The organism is Streptomyces filipinensis (assembly GCF_014649495.1).
Classification (GTDB): domain Bacteria; phylum Actinomycetota; class Actinomycetes; order Streptomycetales; family Streptomycetaceae; genus Streptomyces; species Streptomyces filipinensis.
Genome location: NZ_BMTD01000011.1, coordinates 1 through 21,401, shown reverse-complemented (window position 1 = coordinate 21,401; position 21,401 = coordinate 1). Strand labels below are relative to the sequence as shown.

The window sequence follows — 21,401 nt, the reverse complement described above, 5'->3', positions numbered from 1 at the left end:
GCTCCGGGCCCCTCGCCTGCCGCGCTGTTCGGTCGTACCGCGCTGTTCAGTCCTTCTGCTGCTGCCGCTTGGGCCGCCACACCACCAGTGCGCTGGTCTGCTGGACCTCCTGGTACGGGACCAGGTCGCGGCGGTAGGAGGCGTGGACGGCGGCCTCGCGCTGCTGCATGGTGGCCGCCGCGCCGTCCAGGGCCGCCTGCAGTTCCGCGACGCGGGACTGCAGGGCGGCGACCTGGTTCTCCAGTTCGATGATGCGCTTGATGCCGGCCAGGTTGATGCCCTCGTCCTGCGACAGCGCCTGCACCTGGCGGAGCAGTTCGATGTCGCGGGCCGAGTAGCGGCGGCCCCGGCCCGCGGTGCGGTCCGGGGAGACCAGGCCCAGGCGGTCGTACTGGCGCAGCGTCTGCGGGTGGAGTCCGGAGAGCTGGGCCGCCACCGAGATGACGTAGACCGGGGTCTCCTCGGTCAGTTCATACGGGTTACGCCGACGGCCGTCCATCTCTGTCAGTCTCCCTTCGCGGCCTCGAACAGGTCCGCCCGCGGGTCTTCGCCCGCGGTCGCCTCGCGATACGCCTCCAGTGCGTCACGAGCCTTCCCCGACAGGTCCTGGGGGACACACACCTCGACGGTGACCAGGAGGTCTCCGCGGGTGCCGTCCTTGCGGACCGCGCCCTTGCCCCGCGCCCGCATGGTGCGGCCGTTGGGGGTGCCGGGCGGCAGTTTCAGGGTGACGGGCGGGCCGCCGAGGGTCGGGACCCGGACCTCGCCGCCGAGCGCCGCCTCGGGATACGTCACCGGCACGGTGACGGTGAGGTTGTCGCCCTTGCGTCCGAACACCGGGTGCTCACCGACGTGTACGACCACGTACAGGTCGCCCGCCGGGCCGCCCCGCTCGCCGGGCGCGCCCTTGCCGCGCAGCCGGATGCGCTGTCCGTCGGTCACCCCGGCCGGGATGCGGACCTGCATGGTGTGCGAGGACTTCGCGCGGCCGCTGCCGTTGCACTCCAGGCACGGGTGCTCGGCGATCAGGCCGCGGCCCTTGCAGTCGGGGCAGGGGTCGGTCAGCGAGAAGCCGCCGCCGGACCCCCGCGCCACCTGCCCGGTGCCGACGCAGGTCGGGCACACGCGTGGTGTGCCGTTCTTGTCGCCGGTGCCCGAGCAGGCCTTGCAGGGTGCCTGGGAGGACATCCGCAGCGGCACCGTGGCGCCCTCGATGGCCTCCGTGAAGCTCAGCGTGACCTCGGTGTCGATGTCCTGGCCGCGCCGCGGCTGGGTACGGGTCGTCCCGGTGCCGCCGCGGTTGAACAGGCCCCCGAAGACGTCACCGAGTCCGCCGCCGAAGCCTCCGCCCTGGGCGTTCCCGCCTCCTCCGAAGAGGTCTCCCAGGTCGAAGTTGAAGGAGCCGCCGGCGGCGCCCGGCCCGGGGCGGAAGCCACCGTTGCCGAACAGGGCGCGTGCCTCGTCGTACTCCTTGCGCTTCTTGGGGTCGCCGAGGACGTCGTTCGCCTCGGAGATCTCCTTGAAGCGCTCCTCGGCCTTGACGTTGCCCTTGTTGGCGTCCGGGTGGAACTCGCGGGCGAGCTTCCGGTACGCCTTCTTGATCTCGGCCTCGGTGGCGTCCTTGGGGACGCCGAGGACCTTGTAGAAGTCCTTCTCGATGAAGTCCTTGGTGCTCATCCCCGACGCCCCTCCTTCCTGTCTGCGGTGATTACGTCAGCCCTCCTCCGGGCCACCGTTCTCCTTGTCGTCGGCCGCCTTGCCCTCGGTGTTCTCCTCGGCGCCCTCGGCCTTGACGGTCTGCGCGCCGGGCTGCGGCTCGGCCACGGCCACCCGCGCGGGGCGGATGGTGCGCTCGCCGATGCGATACCCGGGCTGCAGGATCGCGACGCAGGTCGTCTCGGTGACGTCCGGCGCGTAGGAGTGCATCAGGGCCTCGTGGATGGTCGGGTCGAAGGGCTCGCCCTCCTTGCCGAACTGCTGCAGGCCCATCTTGGCCGCGACGGTCTCCAGCGACTCGGCCACCGACTTGAAGCCGCCGACCAGCTCGCCGTGTTCACGTGCGCGGCCGATGTCGTCGAGCACGGGCAGCAGCTCGGTCAGGAGGTTCGCGATGGCGATCTCCTTGACCGCGATGCGGTCCCGCTCGACGCGGCGGCGGTAGTTCTGGTACTCGGCCTGGAGGCGCTGGAGGTCCGTCGTGCGCTCGTTCAGCGCCGTACGCACCTGGTCCAGCTGGGCCACCAGACCCGCGTCTGCGTCCCCGGCCGGGGCCGCGCCCTCCTCGGGCGCGGCCTTCGACTCGGCGTCGTCGGGGGTGGCGCCGGAGGGGACGTCGGGCTTCTCTTCAAAGCCCGGGGTCTCCTCCGTCACGCGGCACCGTCCTTGCGCTCGTCGTCCACGATCTCGGCGTCCACGACGTCGTCGTCAGCGGCCTTGCCGCCCTGGGCGGCGCCCTCCGGGCCGCCGGCGGCCTGCGCGGACTGGGCGTCGGCGTACATGGCCTGGCCCAGCTTCTGCGAGACGGCCGCGACCTTCTCGGTGGCGGTGCGGATCTCGGCGGTGTCCTCGCCCTTGAGCTTCTCCTTCAGCTCGGCGACGGCCTCCTCGACCTCGGTCTTGATCTCGCCGGGGACCTTGTCCTCGTTGTCCTTGAGGAACTTCTCGGTCTGGTAGACGAGCTGCTCGCCCTGGTTGCGGGTCTCGGCGGCCTCGCGGCGGCGGTGGTCCTCCTCCGCGTACTGCTCGGCCTCCTGGCGCATGCGGTCGACCTCGTCCTTCGGCAGCGAGGAGCCGCCGGTGACGGTCATCTTCTGCTCCTTGCCCGTGCCCAGGTCCTTCGCGGTCACGTGCATGATGCCGTTGGCGTCGATGTCGAAGGAGACCTCGATCTGCGGGACGCCGCGCGGCGCCGGCGGCAGACCGGTCAGCTCGAACATGCCGAGCTTCTTGTTGTACGCCGCGATCTCGCGCTCGCCCTGGTAGACCTGGATCTGCACGGACGGCTGGTTGTCCTCGGCCGTGGTGAAGATCTCGGAGCGCTTGGTCGGGATCGTGGTGTTGCGCTCGATCAGCTTGGTCATGATGCCGCCCTTGGTCTCGATACCGAGGGACAGCGGGGTGACGTCGAGCAGCAGGACGTCCTTGACCTCGCCCTTGAGGACACCGGCCTGGAGCGAGGCGCCGATGGCGACGACCTCGTCCGGGTTCACACCCTTGTTGGCCTCCTTGCCGCCGGTCAGCTCCTTGACGAGCTCGGCGACGGCGGGCATACGGGTGGAGCCACCGACGAGGACGACGTGGTCGATCTCGTTGATGGAGATGCCGGCGTCCTTGATGACGTTGTGGAACGGCGTCTTGCAGCGCTCCAGCAGGTCGGCCGTCAGCTGCTGGAACTGGGCGCGGGTGAGCTTCTCGTCCAGGTGCAGCGGGCCCTCGGCGGACGCGGTGATGTAGGGCAGGTTGATCGAGGTCTCGGTGGAGGAGGACAGCTCGATCTTGGCCTTCTCGGCGGCCTCACGGAGGCGCTGGAGGGCCATCTTGTCCTTGGCGAGGTCCACGCCGTGACCGGACTTGAACTGCTGCACCAGGTAGTCGACGACGCGCTGGTCCCAGTCGTCGCCACCGAGGTGGTTGTCACCGTTGGTGGCCTTCACCTCGACGACGCCGTCGCCGATCTCCAGCAGGGACACGTCGAAGGTGCCGCCACCGAGGTCGAAGACGAGGATCGTCTGGTCGTCCTTGTCGAGACCGTAGGCCAGCGCGGCGGCGGTCGGCTCGTTGACGATGCGCAGGACGTTCAGGCCCGCGATCTCACCGGCCTCCTTGGTCGCCTGACGCTCGGAGTCGTTGAAGTAGGCCGGGACGGTGATGACCGCGTCGGTCACCTTCTCGCCCAGGTAGGCCTCGGCGTCCCGCTTCAGCTTCTGCAGGATGAAGGCGCTCATCTGCTGCGGGTTGAACTGCTTCCCGTCGAGCTCGATCTTCCAGTCCGTGCCCATGTGGCGCTTCACGGAGCGGATGGTCCGGTCCACGTTCGTGACCGCCTGGCGCTTGGCGACCTCGCCGACGAGCACCTCACCGTTCTTGGCGAAGGCGACGACGGACGGCGTGGTCCTGGCGCCCTCGGCGTTGGTGATGACGGTGGGCTCGCCGCCCTCCAGAACGCTGACGACGGAGTTAGTCGTGCCCAGGTCGATGCCGACCGCACGTGCCATGGTTGATTCCTCCAGCTGACTTGAGTGGAACGGACTCAAGTGTGCATGACGCCCACCGCTGGGTCAACAGACCTGAGTCGAACGGACTCAAGTCTTATCCGTTCCTTACACGCAACTGGCCTCTGACCTGCGAGGACTCGGTACGTCTGGGCGACTGGACAGGCATGCGAAGGAGGACGAGCACCACCAGCAGCGCCGCTCCGGCCACCCAGAGCACGGCCCCCTCCCCCGTCCACCCGGTGTGCACGAGCACCCCGACGAGCACCGAGGAGAACGAGCCGGCACCCAGCAGCACGACGGATCCGGGCGGGGTGAGCCCGAGCGGCCGCATCCGGGGCGCGAGATGGTCGGGGCCGCGCCGCAGCAGCGGACGCCGGGCCAGCCCCCGGGCCAGGACCACGAGGACGGCGTCGGCGATCGCCACCGCGCCGAGGCAGAACACCACCGCCGCGCTGGGCAGGAGTTCGTACCCCGCGCGCGTGAAGACGAGGGACGACGCCAGCAGGAACCCGGTGAACAGCGAGCCGCAGTTGCCGAGCCCGATCCGGGCGGGGTGCCAGTTGTGCATCAGGAAGCCGGTGAGGGCGGCGGCGAACACGCTCAGCAGCACGGCGAGCCCGTCCATCACCTCGGCGGCGGCGCAGGCCCCGGCACCGAAGGCGGTGACGACGCCGACGGTGCCGGCCAGCCCGTCCGCGTGATCGAGCCCCTTGAAGGCGAGGGTGGCCGCGACGATCCACGCCAGCGCGAGCAGCCCGCCCAGCACACCCGTCTCGTCGTACGGCACCACACAGGCCGCCGCCACGGCCGTACCGGCGACGAGCACGCGCGCGCGCAACCGCCACACGTCCGCGACCAGGCCCAGCGCGGCGACCGAGCAGGCGGCGACCAGCAGGCGGCCGACCCCCTCGCCGAGCGGGGCGACCCGGGTCCACTGGCCCGTCCAGGCGACCAGGGAGGTGACGACCACCACGGCGAGGCCGCCGAGCAGCGGCAGCCGCCGCTGCCGGCGCCGGTCGACGATGCCGGCCCGCAGCGCGGGAACCCTGAGCAGCGCCGCGAGGACGGCGGCGAGGAGCAGGGCGGCGGTGGCGGCGGCGATCCCGTAGAGCACGGCTCTAAGGTAGGGGCGAATGTAGCAATTCGGTATGAATAACACGATCCGATGACCCGTGGGATGATGCGCATCACCCCGCGCCCGGCTGCATCCCGCAGGAAGATGGGGGTAGTCTCAGACGGACTGCATAAGTTACCGCTTAGTAATGTCGCCCGTTTAAGTCGCTCAGTTAGTTCGAGGCCGCCTCAGGAGCCCCAATGCAACTCGCCGCGATCATCGTGTCGCTGGTCCTGATCGTGGTCGGCGTGGCACTGTTCGGCCGCGCCCTCCTCCAGATCTTCCACTTCATGCGCCTCGGCCAGCCGGTCCCGGCCGGAGCGCGGACCAACGACCCCGCGCAGCGCACCCTCACCGTGGTCAGGGAGTTCCTCGGCCACACCCGGATGAACCGCTGGGGCGTCGTCGGTGTCGCGCACTGGTTCGTCGCGGTGGGCTTCTTCACCCTGCTGCTGACGATCGTCAACGCGATCGGCCAGCTGTTCAAGGCGGACTGGATCCTGCCGATCATCGGCGAGTGGGCGCCGTACAACGTCTACGTCGAGTTCATCGGCACGATGACGGTCGTCGGCATCCTCGTCCTGATCGCGATCCGTCAGCTGAGCCACCCGCGCCGCCCGGGCCGCAAGTCCCGCTTCGCCGGCTCCAACTTCGGCCAGGCGTACTTCGTCGAGGCCGTCATCCTCATCGTCGGCGTCTGCATCTTCATGCTGCACGCCCTCGAAGGCGCCCAGCACCACGTGGACGGCTACGAGGCCTCGTTCTTCCTCTCCTACCCGGTGGTGTCGTGGCTGAGGGGCATGGACGTCTCCACGCTCCAGAACCTCACCTACTTCTTCGCCGGGCTGAAGATCGCGACCTCCTTCATCTGGATGATCACGGTCGCCCTGAAGACCGACATGGGCGTGGCCTGGCACCGCTTCCTGGCGTTCCCGAACATCTTCTTCAAGCGCAACGCCACCGGTGAGACCTCCCTCGGCGCCCTGCTCCCGATGACCTCGGGCGGCAAGCAGATCGACTTCACCGACCCCGGCGACGACGACGTCTTCGGCGTCTCCCAGGTCGAGCAGTTCTCCTGGAAGGGCCTGCTGGACTTCTCCACCTGCACCGAGTGCGGCCGCTGCCAGTCGCAGTGCCCCGCCTGGAACACCGGCAAGCCGCTCTCCCCGAAGCTGCTGATCATGTCCCTGCGGGACCACGCCCACGCCAAGGCGCCGTACCTGCTGGCCGGCGGCGGCAAGACCATGGAGGGCGAGGAGAAGGCCTCCGAGGAGCAGCTGGCCGGCGTCCCCGCCGCCGCGCTCGCCGAGGCCGAGCGCCCGCTGATCGGCACCGCCGAGGAGAACGGCGTCATCGACCCGGACGTCCTGTGGTCCTGCACCACCTGCGGCGCCTGCGTCGAGCAGTGCCCCGTGGACATCGAGCACGTCGACCACATCGTCGACATGCGCCGCTACCAGGTGATGATCGAGTCCGCGTTCCCGTCCGAGGCGGGCACGATGCTCAAGAACCTGGAGAAGAAGGGCAACCCCTGGGGCCTGGCGAAGAAGCAGCGCCTGGAGTGGACCAAGGAGGTCGACTTCGAGGTCCCGGTCGTCGGCAAGGACATCGAGGACCTCACCGAGGTCGAGTACCTGTACTGGGTCGGCTGCGCCGGCGCCCTGGAGGACCGCGCCAAGAAGACCACCAAGGCCTTCGCCGAGCTGCTGCACATCGCGGGCGTGAAGTTCGCGATCATGGGCGGCGACGAGAAGTGCACCGGTGACTCCGCCCGCCGCCTCGGCAACGAGCCCCTGTTCCAGGAGCTCGGCATGGAGAACGTCATGGCCCTGAACACGGCGTTCGGCGAGGAGCTGGACGACGACGGCAAGGTCGTGCCCGAGTCGGCGAAGCCCAGGTCGGCCAAGAAGATCGTCGCCACCTGCCCGCACTGCCTCAACACGCTCGGCAACGAGTACCCGCAGCTCGGCGGCGACTACGAGGTCATCCACCACACCCAGCTGCTGCAGCACCTGGTGGACAAGGGCAAGCTGATCCCCGTCACCCCGGTCGAGGGCATCATCACCTACCACGACCCGTGCTACCTGGGCCGCCACAACAAGATCTACACGCCCCCGCGCGAGATCATCGGCAAGGTCCCTGGCCTGCGGAACGAGGAGATGCACCGCCACAAGGAGCGCGGCTTCTGCTGCGGCGCCGGTGGCGCGCGGATGTGGATGGAGGAGCGGATCGGCAAGCGCATCAACAACGAGCGCGTCGACGAGGCCCTCGCCCTCAACCCGGACATCGTCTCCACCGCCTGCCCGTTCTGCCTCGTCATGCTGACCGACTCGGTCAACGGCAAGAAGAACGACGGCAAGGCCAAGGAGTCCATCCAGGTCGTGGACGTCGCCCAGCTGCTCCTCGACTCCGTCCGCACGCCGGTCGACCCGGCCGGCGAGCCGGAGAGCGAGAGCGAGCCGGAGCCCGAGCCGGTCAAGTGACAACGGCTCCCTGACGGACGGCGCCCCCTGCTTCGCACAGGCAGGGGGCGCCGTCGTTCACACGGCCCCGTTCGGACAGGCCGGCACCGCCGGCACCCGGCGGTTGGTCTCCTCGGAGGCGCTGACGCCGAGCTTGCCGAAGCTGCTCCCCCTGCGGTAGGTGCCGGTCAGCCTGCGCATCGCGTGCAGCCACCGCGGTCCGGGTCGCCGTCCCCGAAGAGCCTGGCCGGCAGGGCGACGAGCGGCAACCCACGCGTGTGGTGCCGCTGGCGGTTGAAGGCCACAGGTCACCAGTGCGGCCCGCACGGAGGCCGGACGGGGTGGGTCCGGACACCCACCGGGGGGTGCGGGGTGGATCCGGACACCCACCGGGGGTGGGTCCAGCCCCACCCCCTCCCGGCACCTGGACCCCGTGTGCACGCCCCCTCGGATCCGTAGCGTCGAAGGCACCGGGAACAGACCCGGCCGACACGAGCGACACGAACGACGACGAGGGTGAAGGACATGACGGGGACGCACACCGGCAGCGGGCACGCGGGATCGTCGAACAGGCTGCTGGTGCAGGGCCTGGCGCTGAACGTCGCCGCGCCGCTGGCCGTCTTCTACGGCCTGCGGGCCGCCGGGGTCGGCCTGTGGTGGGCGGTGCTGGCGAGCGCCGTACCGCCGGTGCTGGAGGCCCTGCTGACGGTGGTGCGGGAACGGCGCGTCGGGATGCTGGGCGCCCTGGTCCTCGCCCTGGTGGCGCTCGGCGCAGCGCTGTCGGCGGTGACGGGCAGCCCGCGGTTCATGTTCGCCAAGGACGGCTGGATGACGGGGATCGTCGGGCTGGTGTTCCTGGCCACGCTGCGCGGGCAGCCGGTCATCCACCGGCTCCTGTCGTCGGTGGCGCGGGGCGAGCGGCGCGCGCGGCTGGAGCACAACTGGCAGGTGTCGCCGACCTTCCGCCACCTGATGCGGCTGCTGACGGCGGTCTGGGGCGTGGGCCTGCTGCTGGACTCGGGCGTACGGGTGGTGCTCGCCTACACGCTGCCCGTCGACTCGGTGATGCTGGTGACCACGCTCCAGTACGTGGCACTGTTCGTGGGCCTGGAGGTCTTCAGCCGCCGCTACGGCCGCAGGCCGGCCCGGATCGCCGCCATCCGGCACGAGGCCGCGACGGCCACGGCGGCCTGACACGCCACCGGAAACCATCAGGGAGCGGGAACATGACACAGGTCGTCGTGGTCACGGGGGCGGCGAGCGGAATCGGTGCGGCGGTGGCGCGGCACTTCGCCGGGCTCGGGGCACGGGTCGTCGTCGCGGACATCGACGAGGCCGGCGGTGCGGCCGTCGCCGAGGAGGTGGGCGGGCTGTTCGTCCGGTGCGACACCACCGGCGAGCAGGACAACCAGGCGCTGATCGACACAGCCGTGCAGACGTACGGCGGGCTCGACCTCGTCCACCTGAACGCCGGGATCGGCGACGGCGGCGGATTCGGCGAGGACGACTACGACACCCGGCGCCGGCACCGCGTCCTGGCGGTGAACCTGCACGGCGTGATGTTCGGGCTGCACGCGGCGCTGCCCGCGCTCGCCGCGCACGGCGGAGGCTCACTGCTGGTGACCTCCAGCATGGCCGGGCTCGGCGCGGCGCCCTTCGACCCCGTCTACGCGGCCACCAAGTACGGCGTGATCGGGCTGGTCCGCTCGCTGGCCCCGGCCTGGCAGGAGAAGGGGGTACGGATCAACGCCCTCTGCCCGGGCTTCGTCCGGACCCCGATCCTGTCGCCGGAGGCGGTCGCCTACCTCCTCGGCGAGGGATACGCACTGGCCGAGCCCGCCGAGATCGCCGCGTCGGCCGCCGGGATCGCGGCCGGCGAGGAGACGGGGCAGGCCTACGTGCTGCAGGCGGGCCGCGCCCCGGAACCGGTGGCCTTCCCACGGCTGGACCTGGCGCGCACCCGCGCCTGACAGCGAGTGGTCCCGCCGGCGCTGTCACCGGTCCGGCCGCTGCCTTGTCCTGCTGATGTGCGCGCGGGCGCACCGGGTTCCGGCGGGGTGCCACCGACGTCCGCCGCACAGCGGATCACCGCAGCGGCGCACATCGTCGCGGACGTCGCGAACTCCCCGTCCTTCGGCACCGGGCCGGCGCCGGACTTCTCCACCCGCTCGGGACGCGACCTGGCCGAGGCCGAGAAGCAGGCGGGTGTCCGCCACCATGTGACGCTCTCCGTCGTCGGCGCCGACCAGGTACCCGCCTACGGCTACGGACACGGACACGGACACGGACACGCTGCCCAGGACGCGGCAGGGACACCAGCCGCAGACCTCACGTCCTGCGCGGACACGAGCGCGCAAGCGCCCCGCCATCGATCCGCCCGCGCAGGGGCTCTACGACGGCGGGGCCTGCGGCGCACGCGGCGGCGCTACGCGCTCTTCGGACCCGCCTGCTGGACCACCTCGAAGGACCACAGCGTGGACCCGGAGGCCGCCGGCTTCGGCCGTTCCCCCTCCGCGCCGCCCTGGTGCGCGGTCTTCATCGGTCCCTCCATCCACGCCTGGAACGACTCCTCGTCACGCCAGCGCGTGTACACGAGGTACGTGTCGGTGCCCTCGACGGGCCGCAGCAGCTCGAACCACTCGAAGCCGTCGGAGTTCTCCACCGCGTGGGCCCGCGAGGCGAACCGCTTCTCCAACACCTCCCGCTGCTCGGCGGGAACGCTCAGCACATTGATCTTCACAACGCTCATGCCCCCATCCTGGCCCACCACCGCCCTGCCGGCGCACTCGCGGGGTGTCGGCGCGCCCGGAGTTCACGGAGCCGTGGCGGCGCAAGACGACGCGCCAGGCAGTCCCGTGAATTTACTGATCTCACGTACAACCCTTACGCACCCCGAGGGGTCTCCTGATCGCCGACCGCCCGGTGAACCGTGGGACAACCCACGGCGAACAGGGGCGGACCGCACCCCATCGACTGTGGATGCCCGCCAGGCATCCCCGCATGCAGCAGGAGAAACCCGCATGCACAAGCCCCTGCGACTCGCCCTCGCGACGGCCACCGCGGCCGCGCTGACGGGCGGTCTGCTCACGTTCTCGGCCGTGACCGCCACGGCCGCGGACTCCACCCGTGTCCCGCAGGCCGACTTCAACGGCGACGGGATCGGCGACGTCGCCTTCTCCGCCGACGGCGCCTACGTCAACGGCAGGAGCGGCGCCGGCCAGCTGGTCGTCCTCTACGGCTCCAAGACCGGCGGCGTCTCGTCCGCCAAGCGCTCCACGATCAGCCAGAACACCGCCGGCAACCCCGGCACCGCCGAGGCCGGCGACCACTTCGGCGCGGAGACCGCCTACGCCGACTTCAACGGCGACGGCTACGACGACATCGCCGTCGGCTCCTGGGGCGAGGACGTCGGCAGCGACAAGGACGGCGGCGGCCTGGCGATCCTGTGGGGCTCGGCCTCCGGCATCACCGGCAAGGGCGTCACGGTCGCCGACCCGGCCCCCACCGCGCACGACTACTGGGGCAAGAACCTCGCCGCCGGCGACTTCGACGGCGACGGCAAGGCCGACCTGGCCGTCGGCAGCTCCGCCGCCACCATCTATGTCCTCAAGGGCGGCATCAACGCCTCCGGCGTGCCCGGCGGCACGTACACGATCAAGCCCCCGATCATGGGCACCGACGCGGGCGGACCGCTGAACCTGACCGCCGGCAACATCAACGGCGGCCCCGAGACCGATCTGGTGATCGACGGCTACGAGACCGCGACCGACCAGGGCTGGAACAAGAACTACTACGTTCCCGGCTCCTCGACCGGTCTGAGGATGTCCTGGTCCGAGACGCTCAAGCCGGGCGTGATCACCGCGATCGGCGACATCGACGGCGACGGCTACGGCGATGTCGTCAGCGGCGCCTACTGGAACCCGACCGACGCGGACGGCACGACGGTCCCCGACTCCGGCAAGGGCGGCAAGGTCTGGATCACCTACGGCTCCGACGGCGGTCCGATCACCACCAACCCCACCGGCATCACCCAGGACACGGGCAACGTCCCCGGCACCGCCGAGGGCAACGACTTCTTCGGCTACGAGCTGGACCTGGGCGACATCAACGGCGACGGCTTCCTCGACCTCGCGATCGGCGTGGCCGGCGAGAACATCGGCACCGCGACGAACGCCGGCGCCGTCACCGTCCTCTACGGCACGGCCAAGGGCCTGGACACCGACTCCGGCGCCCAGGGCTTCGCCCAGTCCGCGCCCGGCGTGCCCGGCAACGACGAGAAGGACGACTACTTCGGCACGGACGTCAAGCTCGACGACGTCACCGGCGACGGCAAGGCCGACCTGATCGTCGGCTCCCAGGAGAACGCCGGCAACGGCGCGGTGACCTACCTGCCCTCCGACGGCAAGAAGATCACCACGACCGGTTCCCGCATCGTCTCCCCGAGCACCTCGGGCGTCTCGACGACGGGCACGCCGTACTTCGGCGCCAACTTCGCCGACTGATCCACCGCAGCCGGCACCGGGGCCGGGCCGCCACCAGGCCGGCCCGGCCCCGGCCGCAGATCGACGGCGACGGCGAGGCCGACCCGGCGGTCGGGGTGAGCGGCGGCGGTGTCCTGCTGCGCGGTACCTCCACCGTCCCGGCGGCGTCCGGGGGGTTCCGCCTGCCGGACATGGGCGGCCACTTCCTGGACCGACGCGGGCGGGACCTCGCGGGAAACCGGGGGAAATCCCTGACGGCCCCCTGGTCGATGCGCTGACGGTCCCTTAGGGGATGTCACAGGTCGGCCGCAAAGCCGGGCCCGGAAGCCCGGGCCCGGCACGTCACTCTCCGGGACCAGGTACGTTCGTTGACGTGGCTGGATTCAGGATCGGACGCGGGGGCCGGGACAACCGCACCCCCCAAGGACAGCAGGCGCCGCAGGGACCGTCGTACGGCCGGCCCGGACCGCAGCAGGGGCAGCCCGCGGGGCCGTCGTACGGGCAGCCCGCGGGGCCGTCGTACGGGCAGCCCGCGGGGCCCTCGTACGGCTACCCGCAGGCGCCGCAGCGGCCGTACCCGCAGCAGGGGCAGCCGTACGGGAGGCAGGGCCAGTCGTACGGACACCCGGGCCGGGGTGACGACGGCCCGGAGTACTTCGGGGACGACGGCGGCTACCCGGGCGGTGCCGGACACGACCCGTACGCGGCCAACAACCCGGGCCACACCCAGGCGTTCTCGGTCGACGAGGCCGCCGGCTACACCCAGGGCGCGACCTACCAGGCCGGCTCGTCCGCCGCACCAGCCGCTCCGCTCGGCCCGCCCCTGCACTGGAAGGAACTGCTGAAGGGGATCGTCCTCTCCCCCGACCAGACCTTCCTGCGCATGCGGGACTACACGATGTGGACCCCCGCCCTCATCGTCACCTTCCTCTACGGCCTGCTCGCCGTGTTCGGCTTCGACGGCGCCCGCAAGGAAGCGATCAGCGCCACGCTGTCCAACGCGGTGCCGATCGTGCTGATCACGGCGGTCGTGATGGTGTTCGGCCTGTTCATCCTGGGCGTGGTCACGCACACCCTGGCCCGCCAGCTCGGCGGTGACGGCGCCTGGCAGCCGACGGTCGGCCTGTCCATGCTGATCACGGCCCTCACGGACGCGCCCCGCCTGGTCGTCGCCATGTTCTTCGGCGGCGACGCCGGCTTCGTGCAGCTCCTCGGCTGGGCCACCTGGATCGGCGCGGGCGCCCTGCTGACCCTGATGGTCTCCCGCTCCCACGACCTGCCCTGGCCGAAGGCGCTGGGGGCGTCGGCGATCCAGCTGATCGCCCTGCTGTCGATAGTGAAGCTGGGCACGTTCTAGCGGCCCGCGACCGACACGGCAGAGGCCCCCGGCGCCGCGGCGCCGGGGGCCTCTTTCCTGTCCGGGGTTCTCAGGCGTCGAGGACCTGCCCCGCGCGCTTCACGACGGGCGGCTCGACGCTCCACGGGAAGTTGATCCACTCGTCGGTCCGCTTCCAGACGTACTCGCACTTCACGAGGGAGTGGGACTTCTCATAGATCACGGCGGAGCGCACCTCGGCGACGGTGTCGAGGCAGAAGTCGCGCACGAGCTTGAGCGTCTTGCCGGTGTCGGCGACGTCGTCGGTGATCAGTACCTTCTTGTCGGAGAAGTCGATCACGTTGGGGACGGGCGCGAGCATGACCGGCATTTCCAGGGTGGTCCCCACACCGGTGTAGAACTCCACGTTCACGAGGTGGATGTTCTTGCAGTCGAGGGCGTAGGCGAGCCCACCCGCGACGAAGACCCCGCCCCGGGCGATGCTGAGCACGATGTCGGGCTCGTACCCGTCGTCGGCGATGGTCTGCGCGAGCTCGCGGATGGCGCCGCCGAACCGCTCGTAGGTCAGGTTCTCCCGGACGTCACTCATGTCTGTGGCTGCCCTCACACCTGGGTCCGATGGAAATTGACGTAGGACCGCGAGGCGGTGGGTCCGCGCTGCCCCTGGTACCGGGAGCCGTAGCGCTCGCTGCCGTAAGGGAACTCGGCGGGGGAGCTCAGCCGGAACATGCACAGCTGGCCGATCTTCATCCCCGGCCAGAGCTTGATCGGCAGCGTGGCGAGGTTGGACAGCTCAAGGGTGACGTGGCCGCTGAAGCCGGGGTCGATGAACCCGGCGGTGGAGTGCGTGACCAGGCCCAGCCGCCCGAGCGAACTCTTCCCCTCCAGCCGCGAGGCGAGGTCGTCGGGCAGCGAGATGACCTCGTAGGTGGAGGCGAGCACGAACTCCCCGGGATGGAGGATGAACGGCTCGTCCCCCTCCGGCTCCACCAGCCGCGTCAGATCGGACTGCTCGACCGAGGGGTCGATGTGCGGGTAGCGGTGGTTCTCGAACACCCGGAAATAGCGGTCCAGCCGCACGTCGATGCTCGACGGCTGCACCATGGTTTCTTCGTAGGGATCGATCCGTACCCGCCCGGCGTCGATCTCGGCCCGGATGTCCTTGTCTGAGAGAAGCACGTAGCGAGGATACGCAAGGCGCGCGGAGCCGTGACAATCGTGACGGCTCCGCGCGCCTGTGTTACCGCTGCGGCGGGTGTGCGCCGCGCTGTCCGTGTGACGTCTGCGGCCCGTGGTGCCGCGCCGCCCGCTCCCGCCCTAACGCTTTTCCAGGGCGACCGGCACCACACTGCGGAGCCGGGCGCACCGGGGACACCTCATGAGCCGGCGGGGGCCGAGCCGGTCGGCCCGCTGCATCGGGAACGAAGCGGTGCTGAAGACGTGCCCGTCCGCGCAGCGGACGACGGTGCGTTCCATCAAGTCCCTTAAGTCCCTTCCCCAAGAGCCTCGCCGGGCTTCCCACCCCGACGACAAAAGCCACATTACGGGATCAAAGAGACGACTCTCCAGGCGGCACTCCGGCCCCACCGGGACCCTCCGCGAGGCCTCCACGGTACGCCCCAACTCCGCCCACCCGCAGCCGGATCCCACCCCTGAAACGGACTCAGACCCCAGGGCCCGGGCACCAGGGGTCTGCGATGATGTACAGTGAGCAAGCGTCCGGACACCAACTCCACGAGGGCCGTGTCCGTACTTACGCGGGTGTAGTTTAATGGTAGAACATCAGCTTCCCAAGCTGAGAGCGCGAGTTCGATTCTCGTCACCCGCTCCAGATTGAAACCCCAGGCCAGCGGCCTGGGGTTTGTTTATTGTCTAGTCCAATTTGAGTCGGCCAGCGCTCAGAGAGGTGCACCGAGCCGATGAGCTTCTCGCAAGGCAGCCAGCCGACCTGCCAGATCCCGCGGTCCGATCTTGCTCAGGGCCCAGAGGCTGCTGGCATGCCGAGCCCAGCACCAAAGCGGGTCCTCCGTATCCACAGGGGTGTGGAAGGGCAATACAGAGAAGCCGTGGGCATCGAAGGGGGCAGGGTCGAGGTAGCGCGTACCGCCGGTGCCGCACAGATAGTGGGTGCCGCCGGTAGCTGCCGCGAGATCGGCGAGGCGCTCCGATCGGTTGTGACGGGTGCGGATCCGACCCCTGTCCAGCACCTCCCCGGCCCAGCCAAGCGCAGCGAGCATGGCGAGCGTCAATGCTCGCGCAACATGTGCCACACGATCAGTGGTGTCCGACCCGCATCGAGAACATCGCGCACGGCCTCCCTGTGGTCACTGCGGCCGTAGTACTGGCGCACAAGCAGCTCGACAGTCCTGCGCGAACGATGAGGATCAACGAGCCGCGCCTGGCTGATCAATGTCGGCCGCCCGTGGGGAAGGTGTGTCGGCAGCGTGAGCCACTGCTGCCGACCGGGATCGTCCAAGGCGGCGAGGCGAGCGCGGTGCTGGTAGTCGCGCCGCGCGAACTGTACGTCGTCGAGGACGATCCAGCGGTCGGCGGCGAAGAGCTTCGCCAAGGTGGACAGGCGTGGGAACAGGTTCGGCAGGTGGATCGCGCAGACCCCGCTTGGTGAACCGAAGCGGGGTGACTCAGGTGTTGATGAGGCGGCTGTCGAAACCGGCACTCAGGAGGCGCTCATAAGCGTCATACACATCTCCCGGTACGTCCTGCTCGATGGCGAAGCCGAGCTTCGGGTACTCGATCACCCGTTGCAGGTCGCCGACGAGCATGTCGACGACGAGTTTCTCGCCGCCGATCGACTTGATGTAGTCGTCCAGCTCCAGCGGTTCGGATGCGCATACGACGTCCACTTCGGGCCACAGCTTGCGGCATGTCGCGTACGAGCGCCGCTCCATGTACGGCTTGGAGATCAGAAGCAGCGACTCCACCTCCACGTCGGCCTCGGTGAGCAGCTCGCGGGAGAAGGTGATGTTCTGCCCGGTGTTCGCGGCCTTCGGCTCCACGAGAATCGCTTCGTCCGGCACGCCCAGGCTCAGGGCGTGCTCGCGGTAGTGGACAGCCTCACCACGCGGGAAGCGGGCGCGGGTGGTGGGGCTGTTGCCGCCGCTGAAGACCAGGACCGGGAAGAGACCGGCACGGTACATTTCGGCGGCCGTGGTGGCCACGCCCAGGTCGTGGCTGCCCAGGCCGATCGCCGCCGAGCAGGCCCGCTGCTCGTGGCCCATCTGGTGGTAGTTCCAGATCAGCGTCGCGTCGTTGAACTGCTCGTCGGTGATCTGGCGCTGCTCGTGCTGCGGCACTGGCACTCCCTGGCTCATCCCGGCTGGCCCTTTCGAATGCCCTCGATGCTGCGCAGCTGGTGGCTCAGCCCGTACTGCTGGGCCACCTGAGCCGCCTGATCGAGGACGGACAGCCCATCATTCCGGGTCGCCGCGTCCGACAGAAGGATGTGCCCGTAGGCGGTGTCCAGCCGCACTCGCTGCATCGGGGAGTCGACCGTGCCGGTGGTGCGCGCGACGTCGATGTAGTGCAGTGCCTGCTTCAGGTCGCCGGCGCCTCGGTGGGCGAGGGCCAGCTTCTGGTGGGCGACCGACCAGTCCTCCGGCTCGCCGAGGTCCTCGCAGGCACGGGTGGCGGCTGTCATGACCTGGGTGGCGTACTCGTTGTTGCCCTCCTTGCTAAGCGCGGTACCCACCCAGAGCCGCGCCCTGGCTCGATCGCGAGGGCATAAACGCTCGTCCGTGGCAAGCAGTTCGTACTGGCGGGCGGAGGCGTCGAGCTGACCCGACATCTCCTGGACGACGGCGAGGGAAAGATCGATCTGGGCCACTCGGCGCGGGATGTCGAGCTCGGTGAACATGCCGCGAGCTGAGGTGTAGGAATGCCGGGCGCGCGAACTACCTTGGCTGATGGTCAAACTTCGATGGCACAGGACACTTGCTGGTCGGGGCCGGTCTGTGAACGGGTACGGCCGCCGTTGATCATCGGTGTGTGAAGACAGAAGATCAGACGGCGGCCGCGGGCCACAGCATAGATCCCGGCCGCTGGCAGGAGACGTTCGAGGTCCTGATGGGCCGTATCGCGGGACGGTTCGTCCGGGTGGAACCACGGCGCCGGGCACGGGCGTTCGTGCTCGGGTTGCTGTCTGACCTGCCACGCAAGAACTGCTGGACGCTCGCCGAGCACGTCGGGGACGCGAACCCTACGGCTTGCAGCACCTGCTGTCGAGGGCCAAGTGGGACGCTGACGCGGTACGCGACGACATCCGCGGCTTCGTCGTCGGGCAACTGCACGACACCGCGGCGGTGCTGGTCGTCGACGAGACTGGTGACGTCAAGAAGGGCGCCGCCACGGTCGGTGTGCAGCGCCAGTACACCGGGACCGCAGGACGCATCGAGAACAGCCAGGTCGCCGTCTATCTCGCCTACTCCACCCGGAGCGGACACGCGGCGATCGACCGAGAACTGTATGTCCCCCGTTCCTGGACCGAGGACACGGCCCGCTGCCAGGCCGCCGGAATTCCCGACACTGTCGGCTTTGCCACGAAGCCCGCACTCGCCGCTCGCATGATCGGCCGCGCCCTGGACGCTGGCGTCCCGGCGTCCTGGGTAGCCGGCGACGAAGTCTACGGAGGCAACCCGCACCTGCGGACCGCACTGGAGCAACGGCAAGTCGGTTACGTACTCGCCGTTGCCCGTGACCACCAGATCGCCACCCACGCAGGCAAGTTCCGTGCCGACACCCTGGTCAAAAGGCTGCCGAGGCGGGCCTGGCAGAAACTCTCCGCCGGAGCCGGAACCAAGGGTCACCGCTTTTACGACTGGGCCCTGGCCGACATCGCCGACGACCGGCCCGGCCACTACCAACTGCTCGTGCGCCGCAACCGGCGCACCGGTGAACTCGCCTTCTACCGCTGCTATTCAGCCACCCACGTGTCGCTGTCCACCCTGGTGCAGGTCGCCGGACGCAGATGGACGGTTGAGGAGACCTTCCAGTCCGGCAAGGGCCTGGCCGGACTGGACGAACACCAGGTCAGACGCTGGACGTCCTGGCACCGCTGGGTCACTCTCGCGATGCTCGCCCATGCTTTCCTCGCTGCCGTCCGCGCCGACGAACACGCCCGCCATCCCGGGCCGGACGAGCTGATACCACTCACCTGCAACGAGATCCAGCGCCTGTTCAACGCGCTTGTCGTCCGGCTCGTCCACGACACGGCCCACCGGCTCCTCTGGTCCCATTGGCGACGCCGCCACCAGGCCCGATCCCAGACCAGCCACTACCAGCAACAAGCCGCTCAAGCATGAAGATCGCGATCTACAGCTGGAGTACTAGATGCGACGTACCCCCAGGTCATAGCAGTGTCGGCCTCGAAGCGCCGTCGCTTCCCAAGCTGAGAGCGCGAGTTCGATTCTCGTCACCCGCTCCAACACGAACCCCCAGGTCATCGACCCGGGGGTTATTTGTTGTCTAGACCGGCGGGCGGGGCTGCACCACTAGCGCACCCATGAGCCCGCCGAAGACTCCTGGGGCGGAAAAAAATCTGTGGATCTTCGCGGCAACCTTTTCGGCCTCTCGGACCACTCAGCGTTGTCCGGCCAAGTGGTCCGGTCAGATGCAACGGCTGAAAGAGAGCACAGGCATGTCCCTGGAACGAGAGCACAGACATGTCCCCGGCCCGCCCACGTCATCGGTGGCGTCCCGCGTCGGCGGCCGCCGTGCCGACGGCGGCGCCCGCGGTGGTCGCCCGAAGCATCGTGGCCGTCGGTTGCTCGCGCGTCGGGGTCTGTGGGCGGGTCTCGCCATGGCGGTCGTGGCCGGCTCGGCTGTCGTGGTCAGCCAGGCTTCGGCGCAGCCGAAGACCCTGGATCTGAAGAAGTGGTACGTGCTGGTCAACCGCGACAGCGGCAAGGTGCTGGACGACCGCGCCTTCGCCAGGAACGACGGCGCGGCGGTGGTGCAGTGGAGCCGTCATGGCGGCCCCAACCAGCAGTGGCGGTTCATCGACGCGGGTGACGGGTACTACCGGCTGCAGAACCGGAGCTCCGGCAAGGTGCTGGACGACCTCGGCTGGTCGAAGACCGCCGGCTCCGCCCTCGTGCAGTGGAAAGACCTGAACGGCACCAACCAGCAGTTCAAACTGGCCAAGTCGCCGGACGGCTACGTGCGTTTGGTCAATCGCTTCAGTGGCATGGCTGTCGATGTCCGCAACCGCGCCAAGGCCGACGGGGTCGACGTCGTCCAGAACCGCGACCGGGGCGGCGCCGATCAGCAGTGGCAACTCGTCCCGGCCGGGAGCGTCGGCAGCTCCGGTACGCCCACCGCGCCGGGCGGCAGCGTTCCCACCAGCCAGGCTCCGAGCGGTTCGCACCCGTCGTCGCCGGCGTCTCCCGAGGCTGGTGGCGGCAGCTCGACGACACGTTTCATGGGCAGCAGCACGGTGCTCATCGGCGGCTCGATGTCCGACGCCTCGGCGGCCGCCGCGCCGTTCGACGTGCGGTACGCCTATGTGCACAGCCAGCCCGCGCCCTCGTCGGACTACTACTCGGCAGCACGCTGCCACGACGCGTGGTCTGGCTGGTGGGGCTGCTGGAACGGCAGCACCACGGCGCCCGGCACTTACGTGACCTGGCGGGACACCGTGGCGGCCCAGGCGACGTACAAGGGCAGCCCGCGTCCGCAGAAGATGCTCTGGACCTGGTACTCGTTGCGCGACCTCGGGGATGCGGCAGGGCAGGGCGACGGTCCGGGCGAGGTCGTGGCCATCAACCGGCTTGACCTGCTCACCCGGTACATGAACGACTACCGGTTCTTCCTCCAGAAGATCGGCGAGTCGCACGACGCGATCGACCTCGAACCCGACTTCTGGGGCTACGTCCGGTCGCTCGGCGATCCGCACAAGGTTGCCGCGCAGGTCTCGGCCGCGAATCCGACGGATTGCGGATCCCAGGAGAACAGCGCCGCCGGACTCTCCCGCTGCCTGATCGCGATGGCGCACAAGTACGCGCCGCACACCGCCGTGGGCCTCCACCTCACCTGCTGGGACTGGCAGAACAACACCCAGGGATGTGTCAAGGACTACGCGACCCTCGGGGCACGGAACGCCGACTTCCTGGTCACCGACGTGTCGGACCGCGACGCAGGCTGGTACGCGCAGCCGGCCCACGGCGGCCGTGACACCTTCTGGACCGACCAGAAGGCCGCTGACTCGCTGAGGTTCTACAAGACGATGGCCGAGTCCGTGGGCAAGCCGGTGGTCCTGTGGCAGATCCCCGTGGGCAACATGGCGCAGAACAACACCCTCAACCATTACAAGGACGACAAGGTGGACTGGTTCTTTGCGCACATGGACCAGGTGGCGAACGCCCATGTCGCCGGGCTGCTGTTCGGTCCAGGGCAGCAGGAACAGACAACGGCCGAGACCGACGGCGGAAACCTGATCAGCAAGACCATCGCCTACCACAACTCAGGTGGCACAGCGCTCAAGTAGGTGAAGGCACGCATGCGCCCCCATCTCCTCGATGGGGGCGCATCCGTCATCTTCGCCGGGCTCAGCGGGTGGAGGTGCACACGCCGTAGTCCGCTCGTCCACGCGCCGGTGCACCGCACCCGGTCGCGATCACCGTGGATCAGGCGGGTCAGCGCTGCAGGGTGAGGACGCCCGGCCGCCACGGCAGTCGGTCGTAGGGGCCGGTCGCGGTGGGGGACTTGCCCTGGTAGAGGAGCTGCAGGTGGCAGGGGTCGATGGTCATGGTCTGGTCGGGGTTGGTGCGGACCAGGTCG

At 69.5% G+C, this 21,401-nt stretch carries 19 protein-coding genes, 1 tRNA gene and 2 pseudogenes; 8 read left to right on the top strand and 14 right to left on the bottom strand.

All coding sequences use genetic code 11. The features are described from left to right. Positions 1–46: 46 nt before the first annotated feature. From IE244_RS23745 to IE244_RS23725, 5 genes are all read right to left on the bottom strand, one after another. Entirely contained in the window at positions 47–499 is a 453-nt protein-coding gene (locus tag IE244_RS23745) for a heat shock protein transcriptional repressor HspR (RefSeq protein WP_191875600.1), read from the bottom strand. Between the two features lie 5 nt (positions 500–504). Further along, complete coding sequence (dnaJ, locus tag IE244_RS23740; protein WP_191875599.1) at positions 505–1,677, bottom strand: molecular chaperone DnaJ; 1,173 nt, start codon at positions 1,675–1,677, stop codon at positions 505–507. 36 nt (positions 1,678–1,713) lie between these two features. Beyond that, positions 1,714–2,370, bottom strand: coding sequence for a nucleotide exchange factor GrpE (gene grpE / locus IE244_RS23735; protein ID WP_191875598.1), 657 nt, complete (start codon positions 2,368–2,370; stop codon positions 1,714–1,716). Continuing rightward, the gene (gene dnaK / locus IE244_RS23730; RefSeq protein WP_031172508.1) at positions 2,367–4,214 is read right to left on the bottom strand and encodes a molecular chaperone DnaK; all 1,848 of its coding nucleotides are present in this window, start codon (positions 4,212–4,214) and stop codon (positions 2,367–2,369) included. Before dnaK ends, grpE begins: the two co-directional genes overlap by 4 nt. 94 nt (positions 4,215–4,308) lie before the next feature. Further along, entirely contained in the window at positions 4,309–5,328 is a 1,020-nt protein-coding gene (locus IE244_RS23725) for an MraY family glycosyltransferase (protein WP_191875597.1), read from the bottom strand. 200 nt (positions 5,329–5,528) lie between these two features. On the opposite strand from IE244_RS23725, the gene IE244_RS23720 reads away from it, so the two are divergent. Further along, entirely contained in the window at positions 5,529–7,811 is a 2,283-nt protein-coding gene (locus IE244_RS23720; protein ID WP_191875596.1) for a (Fe-S)-binding protein, read from the top strand. A 57-nt stretch (positions 7,812–7,868) separates the two neighbouring features. On the opposite strand, the gene IE244_RS42850 is transcribed toward IE244_RS23720, so the two are convergent. Continuing rightward, positions 7,869–7,991: a hypothetical protein gene (locus IE244_RS42850; RefSeq protein ID WP_268252910.1), complete on the bottom strand. Its 123-nt coding sequence runs from the start codon at positions 7,989–7,991 to the stop codon at positions 7,869–7,871. A 324-nt stretch (positions 7,992–8,315) separates the two neighbouring features. On the opposite strand from IE244_RS42850, the gene IE244_RS23715 reads away from it, so the two are divergent. Next, complete coding sequence (locus tag IE244_RS23715) at positions 8,316–8,984, top strand: VC0807 family protein (protein WP_191875595.1); 669 nt, start codon at positions 8,316–8,318, stop codon at positions 8,982–8,984. 32 nt (positions 8,985–9,016) lie between these two features. Continuing rightward, positions 9,017–9,760, top strand: coding sequence for an SDR family NAD(P)-dependent oxidoreductase (locus IE244_RS23710; RefSeq protein WP_191875594.1), 744 nt, complete (start codon positions 9,017–9,019; stop codon positions 9,758–9,760). Positions 9,761–10,215: 455 nt separating this feature from the next. Here IE244_RS23710 and IE244_RS23705 read toward each other — a convergent pair whose 3' ends face one another. After that, entirely contained in the window at positions 10,216–10,539 is a 324-nt protein-coding gene (locus IE244_RS23705; RefSeq protein ID WP_191875593.1) for an antibiotic biosynthesis monooxygenase family protein, read from the bottom strand. 271 nt (positions 10,540–10,810) lie between these two features. Here IE244_RS23705 and IE244_RS23700 point away from each other — a divergent pair, with 271 nt between their 5' ends. After that, positions 10,811–12,292: an FG-GAP and VCBS repeat-containing protein gene (locus IE244_RS23700; RefSeq protein WP_191875592.1), complete on the top strand. Its 1,482-nt coding sequence runs from the start codon at positions 10,811–10,813 to the stop codon at positions 12,290–12,292. A 271-nt stretch (positions 12,293–12,563) separates the two neighbouring features. Next, a complete protein-coding gene (locus tag IE244_RS23695; RefSeq protein WP_191875591.1) occupies positions 12,564–13,628 on the top strand; it encodes a Yip1 family protein in 1,065 nt (354 codons plus the stop codon). A gap of 70 nt (positions 13,629–13,698) precedes the next feature. Here IE244_RS23695 and IE244_RS23690 read toward each other — a convergent pair whose 3' ends face one another. Together IE244_RS23690 and dcd are read right to left on the bottom strand one after the other, a co-directional pair. Next, the gene (locus IE244_RS23690; protein ID WP_031172497.1) at positions 13,699–14,196 is read right to left on the bottom strand and encodes a phosphoribosyltransferase; all 498 of its coding nucleotides are present in this window, start codon (positions 14,194–14,196) and stop codon (positions 13,699–13,701) included. 14 nt (positions 14,197–14,210) lie between these two features. Next, a complete protein-coding gene (gene dcd, locus IE244_RS23685; RefSeq protein ID WP_191875590.1) occupies positions 14,211–14,786 on the bottom strand; it encodes a dCTP deaminase in 576 nt (191 codons plus the stop codon). A gap of 578 nt (positions 14,787–15,364) precedes the next feature. On the opposite strand from dcd, the gene IE244_RS23680 reads away from it, so the two are divergent. Next, positions 15,365–15,438 (top strand) — tRNA-Gly (locus tag IE244_RS23680). A 67-nt stretch (positions 15,439–15,505) separates the two neighbouring features. On the opposite strand, the gene IE244_RS42845 is transcribed toward IE244_RS23680, so the two are convergent. The 4 genes and pseudogenes from IE244_RS42845 to IE244_RS23665 all read right to left on the bottom strand — a co-directional run. Further along, positions 15,506–15,844, bottom strand: a complete 339-nt coding sequence (locus IE244_RS42845) for a WbqC family protein (protein ID WP_268252912.1) — start codon at positions 15,842–15,844, stop codon at positions 15,506–15,508. A gap of 8 nt (positions 15,845–15,852) precedes the next feature. After that, the gene (locus IE244_RS42840; RefSeq protein WP_268252909.1) at positions 15,853–16,176 is read right to left on the bottom strand and encodes a WbqC family protein; all 324 of its coding nucleotides are present in this window, start codon (positions 16,174–16,176) and stop codon (positions 15,853–15,855) included. A 73-nt stretch (positions 16,177–16,249) separates the two neighbouring features. Then, a complete protein-coding gene (locus tag IE244_RS23670) occupies positions 16,250–16,939 on the bottom strand; it encodes a YdcF family protein (RefSeq protein ID WP_191875589.1) in 690 nt (229 codons plus the stop codon). After that, positions 16,936–17,523 (bottom strand): annotated as a pseudogene (locus IE244_RS23665) (hypothetical protein); the annotation flags it as partial. The pseudogene IE244_RS23665 and the gene IE244_RS23670, both read right to left, overlap by 4 nt. Before the next feature lie 167 nt (positions 17,524–17,690). On the opposite strand from IE244_RS23665, the pseudogene IE244_RS23660 reads away from it, so the two are divergent. Both IE244_RS23660 and IE244_RS23655 read left to right on the top strand, forming a co-directional pair. Continuing rightward, positions 17,691–18,925, top strand: a pseudogene (locus tag IE244_RS23660) (IS701 family transposase). 461 nt (positions 18,926–19,386) lie between these two features. Then, entirely contained in the window at positions 19,387–21,108 is a 1,722-nt protein-coding gene (locus IE244_RS23655) for an RICIN domain-containing protein (RefSeq protein WP_229854302.1), read from the top strand. A 148-nt stretch (positions 21,109–21,256) separates the two neighbouring features. Here IE244_RS23655 and IE244_RS23650 read toward each other — a convergent pair. Next, positions 21,257–21,401 (bottom strand): non-reducing end alpha-L-arabinofuranosidase family hydrolase (locus tag IE244_RS23650; protein WP_506005171.1); only part of this gene is annotated, 145 nt, incomplete at its 5' end.

Excerpts from the sequence above, each read along its gene's own strand:
- IE244_RS23745 (WP_191875600.1), bottom strand. The coding sequence starts at position 499 with ATGGACGGCCGTCGGCGTAACCCGTATGAACTGACCGAGGAGACCCCG.
- IE244_RS42845 (WP_268252912.1), bottom strand. The coding sequence starts at position 15,844 with ATGCTCGCTGCGCTTGGCTGGGCCGGGGAGGTGCTGGACAGGGGTCGG.
- IE244_RS23695 (WP_191875591.1), top strand. The coding sequence starts at position 12,564 with ATGTCACAGGTCGGCCGCAAAGCCGGGCCCGGAAGCCCGGGCCCGGCA.
- IE244_RS42850 (WP_268252910.1), bottom strand. The coding sequence starts at position 7,991 with ATGCGCAGGCTGACCGGCACCTACCGCAGGGGGAGCAGCTTCGGCAAG.
- dnaK (WP_031172508.1), bottom strand. The coding sequence starts at position 4,214 with ATGGCACGTGCGGTCGGCATCGACCTGGGCACGACTAACTCCGTCGTC.
- IE244_RS23700 (WP_191875592.1), top strand. The coding sequence starts at position 10,811 with ATGCACAAGCCCCTGCGACTCGCCCTCGCGACGGCCACCGCGGCCGCG.
- IE244_RS23705 (WP_191875593.1), bottom strand. The coding sequence starts at position 10,539 with ATGAGCGTTGTGAAGATCAATGTGCTGAGCGTTCCCGCCGAGCAGCGG.
- IE244_RS23710 (WP_191875594.1), top strand. The coding sequence starts at position 9,017 with ATGACACAGGTCGTCGTGGTCACGGGGGCGGCGAGCGGAATCGGTGCG.
- IE244_RS23670 (WP_191875589.1), bottom strand. The coding sequence starts at position 16,939 with ATGAGCCAGGGAGTGCCAGTGCCGCAGCACGAGCAGCGCCAGATCACC.
- IE244_RS23715 (WP_191875595.1), top strand. The coding sequence starts at position 8,316 with ATGACGGGGACGCACACCGGCAGCGGGCACGCGGGATCGTCGAACAGG.
- IE244_RS23690 (WP_031172497.1), bottom strand. The coding sequence starts at position 14,196 with ATGAGTGACGTCCGGGAGAACCTGACCTACGAGCGGTTCGGCGGCGCC.
- IE244_RS23720 (WP_191875596.1), top strand. The coding sequence starts at position 5,529 with ATGCAACTCGCCGCGATCATCGTGTCGCTGGTCCTGATCGTGGTCGGC.
- dnaJ (WP_191875599.1), bottom strand. The coding sequence starts at position 1,677 with ATGAGCACCAAGGACTTCATCGAGAAGGACTTCTACAAGGTCCTCGGC.